Source organism: uncultured Aureimonas sp., assembly GCF_913775355.1.
Taxonomy (GTDB): domain Bacteria; phylum Pseudomonadota; class Alphaproteobacteria; order Rhizobiales; family Rhizobiaceae; genus Aureimonas.
Window position 1 is genome coordinate 1 of the sequence record NZ_CAJYIU010000254.1, and the last position, 18,125, is coordinate 18,125.

Genomic DNA, 18,125 nt, shown 5'->3' on the forward strand with positions numbered 1-18,125 from the left:
AGGGACGACGAGATGGTCTCGATGGCGGGCGAGCCGGGCCATCAGGCGCTCTGCGACGCCGAGCAGCGCTTCGTCCTCGACGCCATCCGCGAAGACAGGGACCTCACCCGCCACATGGACGACGCCGTGCGCTCGCTCGCCGTGGTGCTGGCCGCCGACCGGTCGATGCGCGAAGGAAAGGCTGTCCGCCTGTGAACGCCCACACCCCCAAGCCCCCCGTGCACTCCCTGAAACTGTCGCGGATCGTCAAGACCTTCGGCCCGATCGAGGTCCTGAAGGGTGTCGATCTCGAGGTGAAGCCGGGCGAGTTCGTCGTCTTCGTCGGCCCGTCCGGCTGCGGCAAGTCCACGCTCATGCGCATCATCGCGGGGCTGGAGACGCAGACCTCCGGGACCGTCGAGATCGGCGGGCGCAACGTCGACGCCACCGTGCCGGCCAAGCGCGGCATCGCCATGGTGTTCCAGTCCTACGCGCTCTATCCGCACCTCACCGTCGCCGGCAACATGACGCTGGCGCTGAAGGAGGACGGGGTGCCGAAGGCGGAGCGCGAGGCGCGCGTCGAGAAGGCCGCCGGGCTCCTCCAGCTGACGCCGCTCCTCAAGCGCCGCCCGGCGGAGCTGTCGGGCGGCCAGCGCCAGCGCGTGGCGATCGGGCGCGCCATCGTGCGCGAGCCGCAGCTCTTCCTGTTCGACGAGCCGCTGTCGAACCTCGACGCGGCACTTCGCGTGGCGACGCGCCTCGAGATCGCCAAGCTCCACCGCACGCTCAATGCCACGATGATCTACGTCACCCACGACCAGGTGGAGGCGATGACGCTCGCCGACCGGATCGTGATCCTAAACGGCGGGACCGTGCAGCAGGTCGGCCGCCCGATCGATCTCTACAACCGGCCCGACAACCTCTTCGTCGCCGGCTTCATCGGCTCGCCCAAGATGAACTTCCTGACCGGGCGGCTCGCCGAGGAGGCGGGCGCCGCGACGCTCGGGATCCGCCCGGAGCACCTGCGCGTCGATCCCGAGGGGCCGTGGTCCGGCACGGTGCGGCATGCCGAGCATCTCGGCTCCGACACCTATCTCTACGTCGTCCTCGGCGACGGGCAGGAGGTGACGGTGCGCATTCCCGAGGAGACGCCGATCGCGATCGACGACCGCGTCGCGCTCGGTCCCCTGCCCGGCCGCATCCACCGCTTCGACGCCACAGGCCTTGCGATCCGCACCCCATGATCGCCTGCTTCGACATCGGCGGCTCGGCGATCAAGGCCGCGCGCGCCGCCTCGCCGAGCGATCTGACGGTGCTCGGCAGCCGCCCGACGCCGCTCCATGACTTCGAAGCCTTTGCCGGCATCCTCCGTGAAACGATCGCGGAAGCCGGTCTTCCCGAGGGTGCGCCGGCGGCCCTGTCGATCACCGGGGTCGTCGATCCCGCGAGCGGCCGCATAAAGGTCGCCAACATCCCCTGCATCGACGGGCGCACGCTGGCGGACGACCTCGCGGCGCGCCTCGCGCGACCCGTCACCGTCGCCAACGACGCCGACTGCTTCGCGCTGGCGGAGGCCATGGAGGGCGCGGGCGTCGGCCGCCGCGTGGTGTTCGGGGCGATCCTCGGCACCGGGGTCGGCGGCGGGCTGGTGATCGAGGGACGCCTCCTTCAGGGCGCGGGCGGCTTTGCCGGCGAATGGGGCCACGGCCCGATCGCGGCGAACCGAGCCGGGACGCCGCCGGTCGAGGTGCCGCGCTTCCCCTGCGGCTGCGGCCAGACGGGCTGCGTCGACACGGTCGGCGGGGCGCGCGGGCTGGAGCGCCTCCACCGTCATCTTCATGTGGAAGACCGGACGAGCCGCGAGATCACCGACAGTTGGATCGCGGGCGACGGGGCGGCGGCGCGCACGATCGACGTCTGGACCGATCTCGTCGCCGATCCGCTGGCGCTCGTCGTCAACATCGTCGGCGCCGACGTGGTGCCGGTGGGCGGCGGCCTCTCCAACGTCCGCCCGCTGGTCGAGCGGCTCGACGCGGCCATGCGTGCGCGCATCCTGCGCCGGACGCATTCGCCCCTCGTGGTGCCGGCCCGTTGCCGCCACGAGCCCGGTCTCATCGGCGCCGCGATCCTGGCCTTGCGGGAGGATGCCGATGCCGCTTCTTGAGGTCTGCGTCGGCGATCCCGAAAGCTTGGAAGCCGCGATCGCCGGCGGGGCCGACCGAATCGAGCTGTGCTCGGCGCTGGAGATCGGCGGCCTGACGCCGACGCCGGGGCTGATGGCGCTCGCCGCCGCGGCGCCCGTGCCGGTCTATGCGATGGTGCGCCCGCGCGGCGGCGGCTTCGTGTTCTCGGAACCCGAGCGCCGCGCGATGCTCGCCGACATCGCCGCCATCCGCACGGCGGGGCTGGCGGGCGTCGTCCTCGGCGCCTCGCGCCCCGACGGCACGCTCGACCGCGACACGCTGGCAGAGCTTGCCGACGCCAGCGCAGGGCTCGGCCTGACGCTCCATCGAGCCTTCGACCTCGTGCCCGCGATCGAGCCGGCGGTGGACCTTGCCGTTGACCTCGGCTTCGAGCGCATCCTGACATCGGGCCGCGCCGCGACAGCGACGGAGGGCCTCGCCGACCTCGCCCGCGCCCATGCGTGGGCGGCCGGGCGCCTCGCGATCATGGCGGGGTCCGGCCTCTCGGCGGGCAATGTCGGCACACTGCTGGCCCGTGTGCCGCTCGGCGAGGTCCACGGCTCCTGCTCGGCCGCCGTCGGCCCCGGCGATGCCAACGCGCAGCGGCTGGGCTTTGGCGAAAGCCGGCGCCGGACCGATGCGGACGAGGTGCGCCGCATGAAGGCGTCGCTTCTCGAAGCCGGCTGACGCAGGACCTCAGCCGGCCTTGCGCAACTCGCCCGCTGCCGGGTCGTAGGCCCGGCCGAAGCGATTGGCGAGGAAATCGGGCAGCGCGATCTCCTCCTGACGCACGAAACCCGCCTGCGGCAGCCGGCCGTCGGCGAGAAGATCGAGGACGGCCGTGATGCCGGCCGCCGTGGTGATCTGAATGGCGCTCATGCGCCGCCCGGCGACGACCCCGGCATAGATCTTGTTGGCGTAGGTCTCCTGCAGGTAGCGCCCGTCGCGCCAGCCGCAGACGGTGACGAACACCACGACCACGTCCTGCATCGTCGCCGGCAGCGCGTTCTCGAAGAGGTCCTTCAGGACGTCGCGCCGGTTCTTCAGATTGAAGTCGTTGAGGAGCGCCTTGATGATCGCCTGATGGCCGGGATAGCGGATCGTGCGGTAGTTCATCGTCCGCACGCGGCCTTCCAGCGTCTTGGCGAGCGTGCCGAGGCCCCCGGACGTGTTGAACGCTTCGTAGGTGACGCCGTCGAGCGAGAACTCCTCGCGCTCCTCCATCGCGGGGACCGCAATCAGCCGCCCTTCGACGATCGCCTCGCAGGGCTCGATATATTCGTTGATGAGCCCGTCCGTGCTCCAGGTCAGGTTGTAGTTCAGGGCGTTCGACGGATACTGCGGCAGCGCGCCGACGCGCATGCGCACCGAATCGAGGCTGTCGAAGCGCGCGGCGAGATCGTTGGCGACGATCGAGATGAAGCCGGGCGCGAGGCCGCATTGCGGGATGAACGCGCTGGTCGCCCCGTCCGCCAGCCGCTCCACCATCCGCGTCGTCGCGACGTCCTCGGTGAGATCGAGATAGTGGACGCCCGCCTCGCGCGCGGCTTCCGCGATCCGGCCCGTCAGATGGAAGGGCGCGGCCGAGAGCACGGCAAAGCGGCCCTTCAAGGCGTTGACCACCTCGCCGTGGTTGAGGATGTCGAGCGCGAGGCCCTCGATCGCCGGGTGCTTGTCCAGCTTGGCGAGCTGCTCGGCGCTGCGGTCGGCGACCGTCACCTGCCAGTCGCCCGTCGCCGCCAGCATCAAGGCGATCGCGCCGCCGATCTTGCCCGCACCGATCACCATCACCTGCTTCGTCATGCCCATCCTCGCCTCTTCGACATCAAGGCAGTGTAAAGGCGGGGTGGGCCGATACGAGCGGCGGATTGCGCAATCCGTCGCAGAACTCTACGCATATCGACGACAGCGATGGACGAGGCGACCAGTTCGGATGGATCTGACCGCGAAGGACCGGGAGCTTCTCGCCCTCCTCTCCGAGGATGCGCGCCTGCCCGTGGCGACGCTCGCCAAGCGCCTCGGCGTGTCGCGCACCACCGCGCAGGCGCGCCTCGAGCGGCTGGAGCGCATCGGCGTCATCGCCGGCTACGGCGTGCGCCTGTCGGACGCCTATGCGTCGAGCCTCGTGCGCGCACATATCCTGATCACCATCGCGCCGAAGTCGCTGACGCAGGTCACCGCCGCGATCGAGCGGGTCGAGGCGGTGACCGAGCTGCACTCGATCAGCGGCGCTTTCGACCTCATCGCGATCGTCGCCTCGCCGTCCATCGCCGAACTCGACCGGCGCATCGACGAGATCGGCGCGATCGACGGGGTGGAGCGCACCCAGTCCTCGATCATCCTGTCGACGCGGCTTCGGCGTCAGGGTTGATGCGTCGACCCTCGGGGACGGAACGTCTTCGGCGGACGCGGCTTTCCCGTTCCCGCCATGGAGGAGACGCATCGATGCTCGCAGCCGTTCAAAACCCGGATCGCCGCCCGAGGGGGCTCGCATGAGCGGCGCGCGGCTCATCGGCGCGGTCGCGGGCGGACTGGCCGCCGGCCTCGGCCTCTCGGCGCTCCTGATCATGGGCGAGGGCCGGAGCGGCCGGCCGTCGGAACTGGCCGAACTCGAGCGCGCCGGGGCACGGCGGCTCGGGCTGGGCGTACCGGACGCCGGCACATTGCCCGGCCCTCGCGAACAGGCCATCATCCAGGGCGGCCATCTCCTCCTGTCGGCGGCGGCCGGCATCGCCTACGCCGCCACCACCGACGAGGATGGCGATGTCCTGTCGTCGGGTCTCCTGTTCGGCCTGTCCTTCTACGCGGCCATGCACTGGCTCGTGGGGCCTCTCCTTGGGCTGAAGAAGCCGGAGTGGCAGGCCGACACCTCGACCATCGGACTGCACGCGGCGAACCATCTGGCGTTCGGCGTCGTCACCGCGGCGGCGGCGAGGCTTTTCGCCCGCCGCTGACGGGTCGCCGCGCCGGACCGCTCAACCGGCCGGCGGTTCGAGCGTGCCGGGCGCCTCGGTCAGATGGTCAGAAGCTCGGGACGAGAAACGCGAGGTGGAAGGCGGCGAAGCCGAGATTGATCGCGAGAAGGCAGAAGACGGCGAACGAGCCGAGATCCTTTGCCTGGCCCGCGAACGCCGAAAACTCCGGCGAAACCCGGTCGACGATGAGTTCGACCGCCGTGTTGAGGGCTTCCGTCGCCGCCAGCGCGAGGAGGAGCCCACCCTGGATCAGGAGCACCGGCGTCGTGGCCCCGGCGAGCGCGAGGGCTGCCAGGAGGACGAGGCCGAGCACGATTTCGTGACGGAAAGCCGGTTCGGCGAGGAGCCGCAGGAAGCCTGCCAGCGAGTAGCGGGCCGAGGCGAAGAGATGGGCGAGCCCGCGCAGCTTTGCGGGCGGCAGGGGCTGGGCGGGTGCCTCGAAGCTCATCGGGCGCTCCCGGCGAGCGCCGAGACCTCCGGCGCCGCGGAACGGCAGGGCGCGAAGGCGTCGAGCGCGGTGTCGTAGACGCTGGTCTTCACGTCGGCGAGACCGAGAAGCGTGTGGAAGAGGTTGTCGTGGGAGAGCGGCGCGGCGCGGCGCGCTTCGAGGCAGCGGGCGTCGACGCCCATCGTCCGCGCGAAGCCGTCGGAGAACCAGGCGATCATCGGCACCTCGGTCTGCGTCGCGGGCGCGAGGATGTAGGGCATCGCGTGGAGGTAGATGCCGTTCTCGCCGAGCGACTCGCCGTGGTCGGAGAGGTAGAGCATCGTGGTGTCGAGATCGGTGCGCGCCTTGAGACGGTCGATCGTCTCCGCGAGGTTGTGGTCGGTGTAGAGGATCGTGTTGTCGTAGGCGTTGACGATCTCCTCGCGCCGGCAGTTGGCGAATTCGGCGGTCTGGCAGGCTGGGGCGAAGCGCTCGAACGCCTTCGGGTAGCGCTTGAAGTAGGTCGGCCCGTGGCTGCCGAGCTAGTGGAGGACGATGAGCGTGTTGCCGGCAACGGTCTTCAGCTCGGCGTCGAGCCGGTCGGTCAGGATTTCGTCGCGGCACTCGCCGCCCTCGCAGAAGCGCGGGTCGCCGCCGTCCGGCAGGTAGGTGTAGGGCACGCGGTCGGCGACGTGGTAGGCGCCCGTGTCGTTGTCGATCCAGCGTACGTCGAACTTCGCCCGCTTGACGACGTCGAGGACGTTCTCGACCGAGCGCGCCTTCTCGTCGGAATGGCCGGCCCGCGTCAGGTTGGAGAACATGCAGGGCACCGAGACGGCGGTCGAGGTGCCGCAGCTCGACACGTTCGAGAACGACACGACGCCGCGTGCCGCAAGCTCGGGGTTGGTGTCCTTCTCGTAGCCGTTCAGCGAGAACTGCTGGCCCCGCGCCGTCTCGCCGACGACGAGGACGAGGACCACGGGCTTCTGCGCCCGCGCCACGCGTGGGCCGGGAACCGCGTCGGTCCCGAGCGGCGCGACGACATAGACCGTCTCGCCGTCCCAATGCTGGGCATACTTGACGAGTGCGGTGACGGAGGCGACCGGATTGAGGCTGGCCATCAGGTCGCGATGCGTGCGGAAGGTCGAGGCGTAGCTCGAATAGAACGACAGCACGATCACCGCCGTCAGCGCGAGGCTCGGCAGGATCACCGCGAGGTTGCGCCGCGCCTTCTGCCAGAACGGGCGGTGGCGCACGCGCACGAGGGCGACCAGCACGGCCGGAACGAGGCCGAACAGGACGAGATGCACGACGAAGCCGACGGTCAGGAGATGCCCGGCTTCCGCCTTCGTCGTCTGCGCGACGTTGGCGATCATGTCGCGGTCGATCAGGATGCCGTAGCTGTCCACATAGTAGGAGGCGACCGCGGCGATCAGGATCAGCGCTATCACCAGCGGCTTCAGGAGGAAGCGCAGGGAGACCGCCGCCAGGATCGAGAACATCAGGAGGAAGAGGCCGACCCCGAGCGCGGCGAGGTGCAGCGGGTGATCGGCGAAGTAGAGGAGGCCCTTGCGCCAGAACGTGCCGTTCAGCGCGAACAGGAGATAGGCCGTCGCCAGCGCCGCAAGGGGCAGGCTGCCGATGGTGGGTCTGGCAAATCTCATGGGCGTCTGTCCGGGGGTGGGCCGCTGTCGTCGCGTCGTCATAGACCTTGCGGGCCCCGCGCGACGTCGCCGGAACTATACGGTTTCGTATAGTGTGCAACGGTTGCGTGAAGCGGGACGCCGAGCCCGCTAAGACACGCGCGTGAAAAGGGGTTCGCCGGCGTGAAGGTGCTTCTGGTCGAGGACGACGCGTCCACCGCCGCCTATGTGTGCAACGGCCTTCGCGAGGAGGGCCACGAGGTGGACCATGCCGGGCGCGGGGCGCTCGGCCTCGAACTGGCGCTGACCCGTCCCTACGACGCGGCCGTGGTCGACCGCATGCTGCCCGACCTCGACGGCCTGTCGCTTCTGAAAGCCATGCGCGCGGCGGGAAAGCGCACGCCCGCGATCTTCCTCACCGCCGTCGGCGGCGTCGACGACCGGGTGGAGGGGCTGGAGGCGGGCGCCGACGACTATCTCCTCAAGCCCTTCGCCTTCTCCGAACTGATGGCGCGGCTCAACGCGCTCGCCCGCCGCACGACCCCGGAGCGGCGCGAGGAGACGGTGCTGGCGATCGCCGACCTCGAGATGAACCTCATCTCGCGCACCGTCGCGCGCGCCGGCCAGGCGATCGACCTGCAGCCGCGCGAGTTCCGGCTGCTCGAGTTCATGATGCGCAACCGCGGCCGCGTCCTCACCCGCACCATGCTGCTCGAGCGGGTCTGGCAGTTCCATTTCGACCCCAAGACCAACGTCGTCGAGACCCATGTCAGCCGCCTGCGCGCCAAGGTGGACCGTCCCTTCGGCTCCGAGATGATCCGCACGGTGCGCGGATCGGGATACCTCATCGATGCGCCTGCCTGACCGCTTCCGCACCATCTCCTTCCGCCTCTCGGTCGGCTACGGGCTGCTGTTTGGCCTCTCGGCCGTCGCGATCATGGCGGTCACCTACGTCGCGGCGAGCACGCAGATGCAGTCGATCGTGCGCGCCTCGATCTCGGAGGATCTCGCGCTCTTCCGGCACGGCTTTCGCGAGGGCGGCGAGGGCGGGCTCGTCCAAGAGGTCAGGGAGCGGATCGACAGCGCGGCGGACGACCGCTTCTTCCTGCTCCTCGGGCCCGACGGGCAGCGGATCGTCGGCAACCTGCCGGCGTCGGCCTGGGCGCCGGGCCCGAGCGCCGCACGTCTCGACCCGGTCACGCCCGACGCCACCGAAGTCGCGCGGGGCGACACGCTCTATACGGAGGGCATCACGCTCGGCGACTACCGGGTGTTGGCGGCGCGCCGCTCCGACATTCTCGAGATGATCCGCTCGATCCTCCTGTCGGCGATCCTCACCGGCTGCATGGTCACCGTGGCGCTGGCGCTGGTCGGCGGCGTGGTGGTGGGGCTTGGGCCCAGCCGGCGCGTCGACGCGATCGCGGCCACGACCCGCCGGATCGTCGAGGGGCGGCTCGACCTGCGCCTGCCCGTGTCCGGGCGGGGCGACGAGCTCGACCGGCTGGCGACCGACATCAACGTCATGCTGGCCCGCATCGAGACGCTGGTCGAAAGCCTGCGGCAGGTCTCGACCGACATCGCCCACGACCTGCGCACCCCGCTCGCGCGGCTGCGGCAGGGGCTGGAGGGGATCGGTCGCACGCGCGACCGGGCCGGACTGGAGCGCGCAGTGGACGCCGCCGTCACCGAGACCGACGCGATCATCGAGACCTTCAACGCGCTCCTGCGCATCGCCCAGATCGACGCGGGCGCACGCAAGGCCCGCTTCCGGCCGGTCGACCTGTCGGATCTCGCCGATCGCGTCGCCGACGCCTACGGCGAGGTGGCGATCGACGCCGGGCATCGTCTCCTGACCCGGATCGACCCCGGCCGCACGGTGCAGGGCGACGCCGACCTCCTGACGCAGCTTCTCGCCAACCTCGTGGAGAACGCGATCACCCACGTCCCCGCCCCCGGCAGGGTCACCCTCACCGTGCGGGGCGAGACGGACGAGATCGTGCTGGAGGTGGCCGACGACGGGCCGGGCGTGCCGCCGGCCGAGCGCGAGAAGATCTTCCGCCGCCTCTACCGGCTCGACCGCAGCCGGTCGACGCCCGGCCACGGCCTCGGCCTGGCGCTGGTCGCCTCGATCGCCGAACTGCACGGGGCCCGCATCGAGGTGCGCGACGCCGCGCCCGGCCTCGTGATGCGCATCGTGTTTTCCGATGCTTCGACGGAGGCACGGCCGGAACCGGCGTGGCTCGCGATCGGCACGGCCTGAAGCCCGGCCCGCCGACGGGAGCCTGCGGACGGTTGAGCGGTCGGCGGATACGAAAAAGCCCGCCGGATCGAACCGAGACGGTTGATCCAGCGGGCTTGAACTTGGTTGCGGGGGCAAGATTTGAACTTGCGACCTTCAGGTTATGAGCCTGACGAGCTACCGGGCTGCTCCACCCCGCGCCATTGCCGAAGCGGCCTGGCCGCCTGCGGTGAAGTCGATATAGGCGAAACCGACGGGCGTGAAAACCCCCATCGGGCGAGTTTTTGACAAAAAGACGACAGTGCTCTCGCAAGCGGGGGCCGCGAGCCGGGCATGTCCTTGATCCCGCCAGACTATCGGGAACGGCGCGCGATGCAAGCGGCGCTCGTTCCCGTCGCCCGGCGTGCCGGTCAGTCCCGCAGCATGCGGCGCAGCACCTTGCCGACATTGGTCTTCGGCAGTTCGTCGCGGAACTCGACGTCGCGCGGCCGCTTGTAGCCGGTCAGATTCTCGCGGCACCACGCTTTCACCGCCGCCTCGTCGACGTCGGACGCCGTCTTGACGACGAAGAGCTTGACCGCCTCGCCGGAGGTCTCGTCCGGCACGCCGATCGCGGCCGCCTCGGCGACGCCCGGCATGCGGGTGACGACGTCCTCGACCTCGTTCGGATAGACGTTGAAGCCGGAGACGTTGATCATGTCCTTCTTCCGGTCGACGATCTTCACCCAGCCCCGCTCGTCCATGATGCCGATGTCGCCGGAGCGGAAGAAGCGCTCAGTGGTGAAGACGCGCGCGGTCTCGTCCGGACGCTGCCAGTAGCCCTGCATCACCTGCGGCCCGCGGATCGCGACCTCGCCGCGCTCGCCGATCGGCAGCTCGGTGCCGTCGTCGTCGAGGATCGCGACCTCGGTGCCGGGCACCGGCAGGCCGATCATGCCGGAATAGTCGCGCGTCAGGACCGGATTGGCGCAGGCGACGGGCGAGGTCTCCGACAGGCCGTAGCCCTCGCAGATCGCGCAGCCCGTCACGCTCTTCCAGAGATCGGCCGTCGCCTTCTGCACCGCCATGCCGCCGCCGACCGACAGCCGCAGGTGCGTCCAGTCGACCGAGGCGACGTCCGGGTGGCGCGCGATCGCGCCGAACAGCGTGTTGACCGCCGGGAAGAGATGGAAGCGGTGCGCCTTCAGCTCCTTCAGGAGGGCCGGCAGATCGCGCGGATTGGGGATGAGAAGGTTGCAGCCGCCGGTGTGCAGCGACAGCATCATGTTCACGGTGAAACCGAAGATGTGGTAGAGCGGCAGGGCGCAGACCGTCATCGGCTGCTCGTCCGCCGGGATGGCGTCGAGCACCGGCTGGTGCCAGAGCCGGGACTGCACGACGTTCGCGACGATGTTTCGGTTGGTCAGCACCGCGCCCTTGGCGACGCCCGTGGTGCCGCCGGTGTACTGGAGGACCGCCGGGTCCTCGGCCCCGCGCGGCGCCGCCCGGAAGCTTGAAGCCTTTCGCAGCGCGGCCTTCCAGCGGACCGAGCCCGGCAGGCTGTAGGCCGGCACCGCCTTCTTCACATGGCGCAGCACGAGGTTGACGACATGGCCCTTGAGGCCCGGCAGCATGTCGCCGACGCCGGTCACCACGACATGCTCGACCGGCACCTGCCCCCGGCAGGCCTCCAGGGTCTTGGCCATGTTCTCGAGGATGACGATGGCGCGGGCGCCCGAATCCGTCAGCTGGTGCGCGAGCTCGCGCGGCGTGTAGAGCGGGTTGGTGTTGACCACCACCATGCCGGCCCGCAGCACGCCGGCCAGCGCCACCGGATACTGGAAGACGTTCGGCATCATCAGCGCGACGCGGTCGCCGGGCTGGAGGCCGATCGACTGCAGGTAGCCGGCGAACCGCGCCGACGCGCGGTCGAGCTCGGCATAGGTCATCGCCGCGCCCATGAAGCGGAAGGCAGGCTTGCCGGCATGGGTCCGGAAGGCGTCCTCCAGAAGGCCGGCGATGCTCTCGAACGGCAGCGGGCCGGTCTCGTGCGGAATGCCCGCCGGATAATGGGCGAGCCAGGGCCTTGGCATGCGTCGATCCTCCCCTTTTTCCCGTGAGGCTAGCGCAGGACGTTGCAAAGCGAAACTCCGGCCGCTTACGTCAACGTCAATTTTCTGTTTCCGACTCGGCGGCCAGGGGTCGTGGACCCGTCGAGCCGTTCGAAAACCGCCGCGCGGGTCTCGCGCCGGGGCGGCGCACGGCCTATCTTGGCACCACCCCATCCGATCCCGGACCGCCATGCCCGTTCACGCTCTCGACGACGTCGCCCCCGCCCTGTCCGACACGGCCTTCGTCGCGCCCGGCGCCCATGTCATCGGCGACGTCGTGCTCGGCGAGGATGTCGGCATCTGGTTCAACGCGGTGATCCGCGGGGACGTGGCACCGATCCGGGTCGGCGCGCGCACCAACATCCAGGATGGCGCGGTGCTGCATGCCGATCCCGGCTTTCCGCTCGACATCGGCGAGGGCTGCACGATCGGCCATCAGGCGATCGTCCACGGCTGCACGGTCGGCCGCAACACGCTGATCGGCATGGGCGCGACGGTTCTGAACGGCGCGCGGATCGGCGCCGACTGCCTCGTCGGCGCCGGAGCGCTCGTCACCGAGGGCAAGGAGTTTCCGGACGGATCGCTGATCGTCGGCGCCCCGGCCAAGGTCGTGCGCGCGCTCGATGCGGCCGCGATCGAGGGCCTGCGCCAGTCGGCCGAGCGCTACGTCGCCAACGCCCGCCGGTTCCGGACCGGGGTCGCGACCCTTTAAGGCAAGACCCTTCCGCATGAACCCTTCACAGGCCGGCGCGGCCACGACGCGCGCCCTCTTCGACGGCGGCCTTCCGAGCCCACGCGAGGCGCTCGCCCGCGTCTTCGGCCATGCCGACTTCCGCGGCCGGCAGGGCGAGGTGATCGGCCATGTCGTCGGCGGCGGCGATGCGGTCGTCCTGTTTCCGACCGGCGCCGGCAAATCGCTGTGCTACCAGATCCCGGCGCTCTGCCGGCCGGGCACGGCGATCGTCGTCTCGCCGCTGATCGCGCTGATGCGCGACCAGGTGCAGGCGCTGACCGAGGCGGGCGTGCGGGCGGCCGCCCTCAACTCCTCGCTGACCGAAGAGGAGCGCACCGAGGTCCGGCGCGAGCTGATGGCCGGCCGCCTCGACCTCCTCTACGTGACGCCCGAGCGCATCGTGACGCCCGGCTTCCGGCAGGCGCTCTCGCGCATCGAGATCGCGCTCTTTGCGATCGACGAGGCGCATTGCGTCAGCGCCTGGGGCCATGACTTCCGGCCGGAATACCGGGCGCTGGAGACGCTCGCCGACGACTATCCGGCCGTGCCGCGCATCGCGCTCACCGCCACGGCCGACCCCGCGACGCGCCGCGACATCGTCGAGCGCCTGCGCCTCGAGCATGCGCCGGTCTTCTCCACCTCGTTCGACCGGCCGAACATCCGCTACGCCATCGTCGAGCGCGACGAGCCGCGACGCCAGCTCCTCGCCTTCCTCGAGGATCATCGCGGCGCCTCGGGCATCGTCTACTGCCTGTCCCGCCGCAAGGTGGAGGAGACGGCCGAGTGGCTGAACGGGCAGGGCATCCGCGCCCTGCCCTATCATGCCGGCATGGAGGGGCGCGTGAAGGACGCGAACCAGGACGCCTTCCTCAAGGAGGAGGGCGTCTGTCTCGTCGCGACCGTCGCCTTCGGCATGGGCATCGACAAGCCGGACGTGCGTTTCGTCGCCCATCTCGACCTGCCCTCCTCGGTCGAGGCCTACTACCAGGAGACGGGTCGCGCCGGCCGCGACGGCCAGCCGTCCGAGGTCTGGATGGCCTACGGCATGCAGGACGTCGTGCAGCGACGCCGGATGATCGACGAGGGCGGCGCGGAGGAGCAAATCAAGCGCGTCGAGCGCGCCAAGCTCGATGCCCTCCTCGGCATCTGCGAGACGGCGGGGTGCCGGCGTCAGGCGATCCTGTCGCATTTCGGCGAGAGCCATCCGGGCGGCTGCAACAACTGCGACACCTGCCTCGTGCCGGTCGAGACCTTCGACGGCAGCGAGGACGCGATCAAGCTGATGGCCGCGGTCTACCGCACGGGCGAGCGCTACGGGCTCGGCCACGTCATCGAGGTCCTGACCGGCAAGGAGACCGAGAAGGTGAAGCGGGCGGGCCACGACGCCATTCCGGTCTTCGGCGCCGGCAAGGGCGTCGAGCCGCGCACCTGGCAGTCGATCGCCCGCCAGCTCGTGGCGCAGGGGCTCCTCACCGTCGACCACGCCGCCTTCGGCGCGCTGGTCCTCACCGAGGACGCGCGGCCGGTGTTTCGCGGCGAGCGCCGCGTGGTGCTGCGCCGCGACCGGCGTCGCAAGGCGACGCGGCTCCAGCGCACCGGGCATGTGACGGAGGGGATGGACGAGGAGGCGGCGGCGATCTTCCAGGCGCTTCGCGGCGAGCGCGCACGCATCGCCCGCGAAAAGTCGGTGCCCGCCTACGTCGTCTTCTCCGACGCGACCTTGCGCGCCATGGCGGAGCGCTGCCCGCACGACGACGACAGCTTCCTCGCGGTTCCGGGGGTCGGCGAGGCCAAGCGCGAGGCCTATGGCGACCTGTTCCTCGCCGTGATCCGCCGCGCGACCGGCGGCGGCTGAGGCTGGCCGGAAGCGCGCGGGGGCAGACAACGCTTTCCCCGGCGGCCATGTCACGTTAAAGGCCGTGCCACGACGCGCCCTTGCCGCGCCGGCACGCGCCCCCCTCGGCGCGCGTCCCCGAGACGACGGAGCCGCTTCGTGACCCGCGCCAACCCGCTTCTCACCGGCATCCTTCTCACCATCGTGGCGGGGGCGCTGTTTGCGGGCATGGATTCGCTCGGCAAGCATCTGTCGACCCTCCTGCCGGTGATGCAGGTGATCTGGGGCCGCTATGTCGTCCAGACCGTGGTGATGACGGCCTGGCTTGGGGCGACCACGGGAACGCGCTTCCTGCGCACATCGCATCCCATCCTGCAGCTGACGCGCGGCCTCCTCCTCCTCGCCTGCACCTTCCTGATGTACGAGGCCCTGTCGCGCGTGCCGCTGGCGGACGCGACCGCCGTGCTTTTCTTCAGCCCGATCATGGTGACGGTCCTGTCCGTCGCACTGCTCGGCGAGCGGATCGGGATCCATCGCATCGCGGCGGTGCTGGCCGGCTTCTGCGGCATGCTCCTGATCCTGCGGCCGGGGATCGGCAGCTTCCACCCCGCCCTCTTCCTGGTTCTGGCCGCGGCGGTCCTCAACGCGGTCTACCTGATCCTGACCCGGCGCCTCGCGGGACGCGAGGACGCCGCCTCCACGCAGTTCAACACCACCGCCTTCGGCGCCGTCGTCATGTCGGCCGTCGTCATCCCCGTCTGGCAGACACCGGACGCCGCGACGCTGGCGCTGCTCCTTGCGATCGGCCTCCTCGGCACGGTCGGGCACTTCCTCTTGGTCTCGGCCTTCCGCTACGCCTCCGCCTCGCTGCTCTCCCCGTTCCTCTACACGCAGGTCCTGGTGGCCGCCGGCGTCAGCGTCGCGCTCTTCGGCGATCCCCTGCATGGGGCGACGATCGCGGGCACCGCCGTGCTGGTCGCGAGCGGCCTCTACATCTGGTGGCGGGAGAATCGGGTGCGGACCCGCGAGACCGCGGGCGATCCAGCCGTCCGCGCCGACATCCATCCTGGCGACTGACACCCTTCCGAAACGACGAAGGCTCGGACGCGGTCGCCGCGTCCGGGCCTTCGACGGCCGGTGGCAGCCTTTCGGCCTACCAATTCATGTGCGCCTTGAGGACGAACTCGCGGCCCTGTCCGTAGGCGCAGGTCAGCGCGCCCTGGCAACCCGACACGTAGCGCTTGTCGAAGAGGTTGTTGACGTTCAGCGACAGGCCGCGGTCGTCCCGCTCGTAGCGGATCGCCGCGTCCACCAGCGTCGCGTCGGGCACGGTCAGCGTGTTCTGGTTGTCGGCATAGGACTCGCCGACATAGCGAAGGCCGAGGCCCGCCGAGAGCCCTTCGAGGGAGCCGCTCGTCACCGTGTAGTCGGCCCAGGCCGAGGCCGTGACGTCCGGGATCAGGAACGGCTGGTTGCCAATGAGCGCCGGATCGATGTCGTCGGTGATCTCGAGATCGAGCGCGGTGAAGGCCGCCGTCAGTTTCCAGTTCTCGGTGAGGTTGGCCTTGGCCTCGAGTTCGACGCCGCGCGACTGCACCTCGCCGATCGGAACGGGAAGGAAGGTCAGGGGATCGGTCTGCACCACGTTGCGGCGGGTCAGGTCGAACACGGACGCGGTGAACGTGCCGTCGAAAACCGTCGGCTCGTATTTCACGCCCGCCTCGTACTGCTCGCCCGTCTGGTTCTCCACCGGTCGTCCGTCACCCGCGGTGCCGATCTGCGGATTGAAGAAGGTGGCGACCGAAACGTAAGGGGTAATGCCGTTGTCGAACTCGTAGGCGAGGCCCGCGCGGCCCGACAGGGCGCCCTCGTTGCCGTCGTAGTCGGCGTTTCCGGCGAGGCGGTCGTCGCGGTCGATCCAGACCCGGTCGTAGCGCCCGTTCAGCGTCGCGATGAAGCCGCCGATCTTGGCCTGCTCCTGCGCATAGAAGCCAAGCTGGTCGAGCGTGATCGTCTCGTCGATATAGGGCGCGAAGAGCGGCGGCAGGGGCGTGCCGTAGCGCGGGCGGATCGGGTCGAGCGGCGAGGCCGACCCCGACGCCTGCACCTGGTCGATCCGGTAGTGCTTGTAGTCGAGGCCGGCAAGAAGCGTGTGATCCACCGCGCCCGTCGCGAACGCCATCGTCGCGGAGTTGTCGCTCGTCAACTGGTCGGCCGTGGTGTCGTGCGCGAAGTTCAGGCGGCCGAGGATCGAGTCGGCATCGACGGGGGCGGGCAGGAAACCGGTGCCGGTCGCCGGATCGTAGAAACCGAACGTGTAGGGTCCGAACTCCTCGCGTTCCGTGCGGGCGTAGCGCGTCTTCGAGCGGAGGGTGAGGCCGTCACCCGCCTCCTTTTCGAACTCGTAGCCGAGGAGGGTCTGGCGGCCGACGAACTTGTCGACGTCGGGTTCGCCATAGAACAGGTCCCGCGGGATACGCCCGAACGGGGCATCGACCACGGTGCCCTCATAGGGGAAGAAGCCGTTGGTGTGTCGCAGGTTGTCGTACTGGAAGACGCCGTAGAGATCGAGGCGCGTCTCGGCGTCCGGCTCGAAGGCCACCATCGGCGCGATCATGCTGCGAAAGTTGTCGGCATAGTCGGTCTGCGTATCGCCGCCCTTCACGCGCCCGAGGACGCGGATGCTCCAGGGCCCGTCCTCGGCGCCGAGCTTGTCGCCCATGTCGAAGGCGAAGGAGCCGTTGGGATCATCGGTCAGCGACCCCTCGACATAGCGCAGCCGTTCACCCGTCGCGCGCTTGGAGATCTGGTTGACGATGCCGCCGGGGTTCGAACCGCCGTAGAGCACCGACGCGGGCCCACGCAGGACCTCCACGCGCTCGAGCAGAAACGGGTCGACCGAGAAACCGGCAAAGCCGTACTGGTAGAGGTTCAGCCCGTCGAGATAAACGCCGGTCTGCGTCGCGTCGAAGCCGCGGATGTAGAACCAGTCGGTATCGGAATCGGAGCCGAAGGGCTGGGTGAAGACGCCGGCGGTATAGCGCAGCGCTTCGTCCACCTTCTGCGCGCCCCGGTCCTCGAACTCCTCGCGCCCGATGACGGACACCGATTGCGGCAGTTCGGCGAGCGGCGTCGAGGTCTTCGATCCCGTGGTGGTCGCGCGGGCGACGTACCCTTCGACCGGCACGGTCCCCCCGGCCTGCGAGCCGGAAATCCCGTCGCCCCCCGTGCCGGCGCCCTCGACCACGACGGTGTCGAGTTCGACCGTCGCGGTCTGGGCATTGGCGCCATGTCCGAGGCTGAGGGCGATCGCTGCGGTGGACAGGAACAGGCGGGAGCAGAGGCGCACGGGCGATTTCCAGGTAGCGGGATGGCTTGCCCTGCATCCCAAGGAATACATGACTCTTCAAGTCATGATTTTAGAACGAGGCGTCTGCACGCCTCGCCTGTGGCTGCGGCGCATCACGACGGCGGGCGTGCGAGGGAACCGGGCGGCGGTCCCCGGCGTCCTTCTCGTAACAAGGGGATGACAGGCAGACGCATGAGCCAGCGAATTTCGAGACTGGGCTTTCCGGTCAAGGTCATGGGCAGACCGGACCTGAAGAGCAACGATGCGCGGCGCCCGGCGAACAACCCGCACCTCAAGGTGTCGCTGGACTATATCGACCAGATCCTAGACTACTGCGCGAAGAACGACATCGGACTGTACCGCATGTCGTCCGACATCGCGCCCTACGCGACCCATCCGGACATGCCGCAGTTCCATTCGATGGTCCGCGAGAGCCAGGCGGAACTCGCCGCCATTGGCGCGAAGGCGAAGGCGCTCGGCATCCGCCTGTCGTTTCACCCCTCGCAGTTCATCGTCTTGAATAGCCCGGACGCGGCCTTGGTGTCGCGGAGTGTTTGGGATCTTTTGAGTCAGGCGGAGATGCTTGACCTGATGGGGTTGGGTCCGGAGGCGGTTCTGGTGATCCATGTGGGCGGGGTGTACGGCGACGTTCTGGCGAGCCGCGAGCGTTGGG

14 protein-coding genes, 1 tRNA gene and 3 pseudogenes are annotated in these 18,125 nt (G+C 69.7%); 12 read left to right on the top strand and 6 right to left on the bottom strand.

Annotated elements, in window-relative coordinates:
• The 4 genes and pseudogenes from QZ753_RS15330 to QZ753_RS15345 all read left to right on the top strand — a co-directional run.
• Nucleotides 1-195: pseudogene (locus tag QZ753_RS15330) on the top strand (gfo/Idh/MocA family oxidoreductase); the annotation flags it as partial.
• 23 nt (nucleotides 196-218) lie between these two features.
• Nucleotides 219-1,223 carry an ABC transporter ATP-binding protein gene (locus QZ753_RS15335; protein ID WP_294644815.1) on the top strand — a complete coding sequence of 335 codons (1,005 nt, stop codon included), beginning with the start codon at nucleotides 219-221 and terminating at the stop codon, nucleotides 1,221-1,223.
• On the top strand, nucleotides 1,220-2,143 hold the full coding sequence (locus tag QZ753_RS15340) for an ROK family protein (RefSeq protein WP_294644816.1): 924 nt from the start codon (nucleotides 1,220-1,222) through the stop codon (nucleotides 2,141-2,143). The genes QZ753_RS15335 and QZ753_RS15340 overlap by 4 nt, the downstream gene beginning before the upstream one ends.
• Nucleotides 2,124-2,849, top strand: coding sequence for a copper homeostasis protein CutC (locus tag QZ753_RS15345; protein WP_294644817.1), 726 nt, complete (start codon nucleotides 2,124-2,126; stop codon nucleotides 2,847-2,849). Before QZ753_RS15340 ends, QZ753_RS15345 begins: the two co-directional genes overlap by 20 nt.
• 9 nt (nucleotides 2,850-2,858) lie before the next feature.
• On the opposite strand, the gene QZ753_RS15350 is transcribed toward QZ753_RS15345, so the two are convergent.
• Nucleotides 2,859-3,965 (bottom strand): saccharopine dehydrogenase family protein, encoded by a 1,107-nt coding sequence (locus QZ753_RS15350; RefSeq protein WP_294644819.1) that lies wholly within the window; start codon nucleotides 3,963-3,965, stop codon nucleotides 2,859-2,861.
• A 130-nt stretch (nucleotides 3,966-4,095) separates the two neighbouring features.
• Here QZ753_RS15350 and QZ753_RS15355 point away from each other — a divergent pair, with 130 nt between their 5' ends.
• Together QZ753_RS15355 and QZ753_RS15360 are read left to right on the top strand one after the other, a co-directional pair.
• Complete coding sequence (locus tag QZ753_RS15355; protein WP_294644821.1) at nucleotides 4,096-4,533, top strand: Lrp/AsnC family transcriptional regulator; 438 nt, start codon at nucleotides 4,096-4,098, stop codon at nucleotides 4,531-4,533.
• 121 nt (nucleotides 4,534-4,654) lie between these two features.
• Nucleotides 4,655-5,116 carry a hypothetical protein gene (locus tag QZ753_RS15360; protein WP_294644823.1) on the top strand — a complete coding sequence of 154 codons (462 nt, stop codon included), beginning with the start codon at nucleotides 4,655-4,657 and terminating at the stop codon, nucleotides 5,114-5,116.
• A 67-nt stretch (nucleotides 5,117-5,183) separates the two neighbouring features.
• Here QZ753_RS15360 and QZ753_RS15365 read toward each other — a convergent pair whose 3' ends face one another.
• Nucleotides 5,184-5,585, bottom strand: a complete 402-nt coding sequence (locus QZ753_RS15365; RefSeq protein WP_294644825.1) for a diacylglycerol kinase — start codon at nucleotides 5,583-5,585, stop codon at nucleotides 5,184-5,186.
• Nucleotides 5,582-7,270, bottom strand: a pseudogene (locus QZ753_RS15370) (phosphoethanolamine transferase). The gene QZ753_RS15365 and the pseudogene QZ753_RS15370 overlap by 4 nt, the downstream one beginning before the upstream one ends.
• Before the next feature lie 120 nt (nucleotides 7,271-7,390).
• On the opposite strand from QZ753_RS15370, the gene QZ753_RS15375 reads away from it, so the two are divergent.
• Together QZ753_RS15375 and QZ753_RS15380 are read left to right on the top strand one after the other, a co-directional pair.
• Nucleotides 7,391-8,071 carry a response regulator transcription factor gene (locus QZ753_RS15375; protein ID WP_055885204.1) on the top strand — a complete coding sequence of 227 codons (681 nt, stop codon included), beginning with the start codon at nucleotides 7,391-7,393 and terminating at the stop codon, nucleotides 8,069-8,071.
• Nucleotides 8,058-9,467 carry a HAMP domain-containing sensor histidine kinase gene (locus tag QZ753_RS15380; RefSeq protein WP_294644827.1) on the top strand — a complete coding sequence of 470 codons (1,410 nt, stop codon included), beginning with the start codon at nucleotides 8,058-8,060 and terminating at the stop codon, nucleotides 9,465-9,467. The genes QZ753_RS15375 and QZ753_RS15380 overlap by 14 nt, the downstream gene beginning before the upstream one ends.
• A gap of 102 nt (nucleotides 9,468-9,569) precedes the next feature.
• Here the strand turns inward: QZ753_RS15380 and QZ753_RS15385 are convergent.
• Together QZ753_RS15385 and QZ753_RS15390 are read right to left on the bottom strand one after the other, a co-directional pair.
• A tRNA-Met gene (locus QZ753_RS15385) sits at nucleotides 9,570-9,646 on the bottom strand.
• Nucleotides 9,647-9,856: 210 nt separating this feature from the next.
• Entirely contained in the window at nucleotides 9,857-11,518 is a 1,662-nt protein-coding gene (locus QZ753_RS15390) for an AMP-binding protein (protein ID WP_294644828.1), read from the bottom strand.
• Nucleotides 11,519-11,726: 208 nt separating this feature from the next.
• Here QZ753_RS15390 and QZ753_RS15395 point away from each other — a divergent pair, with 208 nt between their 5' ends.
• The 3 genes from QZ753_RS15395 to QZ753_RS15405 all read left to right on the top strand — a co-directional run bounded on the left by QZ753_RS15395 (nucleotide 11,727) and on the right by QZ753_RS15405 (nucleotide 15,180).
• Complete coding sequence (locus QZ753_RS15395; protein ID WP_294644830.1) at nucleotides 11,727-12,248, top strand: gamma carbonic anhydrase family protein; 522 nt, start codon at nucleotides 11,727-11,729, stop codon at nucleotides 12,246-12,248.
• Nucleotides 12,249-12,264: 16 nt separating this feature from the next.
• A complete protein-coding gene (recQ, locus tag QZ753_RS15400; protein WP_294644831.1) occupies nucleotides 12,265-14,124 on the top strand; it encodes a DNA helicase RecQ in 1,860 nt (619 codons plus the stop codon).
• 138 nt (nucleotides 14,125-14,262) lie between these two features.
• Nucleotides 14,263-15,180 (top strand): DMT family transporter, encoded by a 918-nt coding sequence (locus tag QZ753_RS15405; protein ID WP_294644833.1) that lies wholly within the window; start codon nucleotides 14,263-14,265, stop codon nucleotides 15,178-15,180.
• A 76-nt stretch (nucleotides 15,181-15,256) separates the two neighbouring features.
• Here the strand turns inward: QZ753_RS15405 and QZ753_RS15410 are convergent, their stop codons facing one another.
• Nucleotides 15,257-17,452, bottom strand: coding sequence for a TonB-dependent siderophore receptor (locus QZ753_RS15410; protein WP_294644835.1), 2,196 nt, complete (start codon nucleotides 17,450-17,452; stop codon nucleotides 15,257-15,259).
• Nucleotides 17,453-17,644: 192 nt separating this feature from the next.
• Between QZ753_RS15410 and QZ753_RS15415 the strand changes: the two are divergent.
• Nucleotides 17,645-18,125: pseudogene (locus QZ753_RS15415) on the top strand (UV DNA damage repair endonuclease UvsE); the annotation flags it as partial.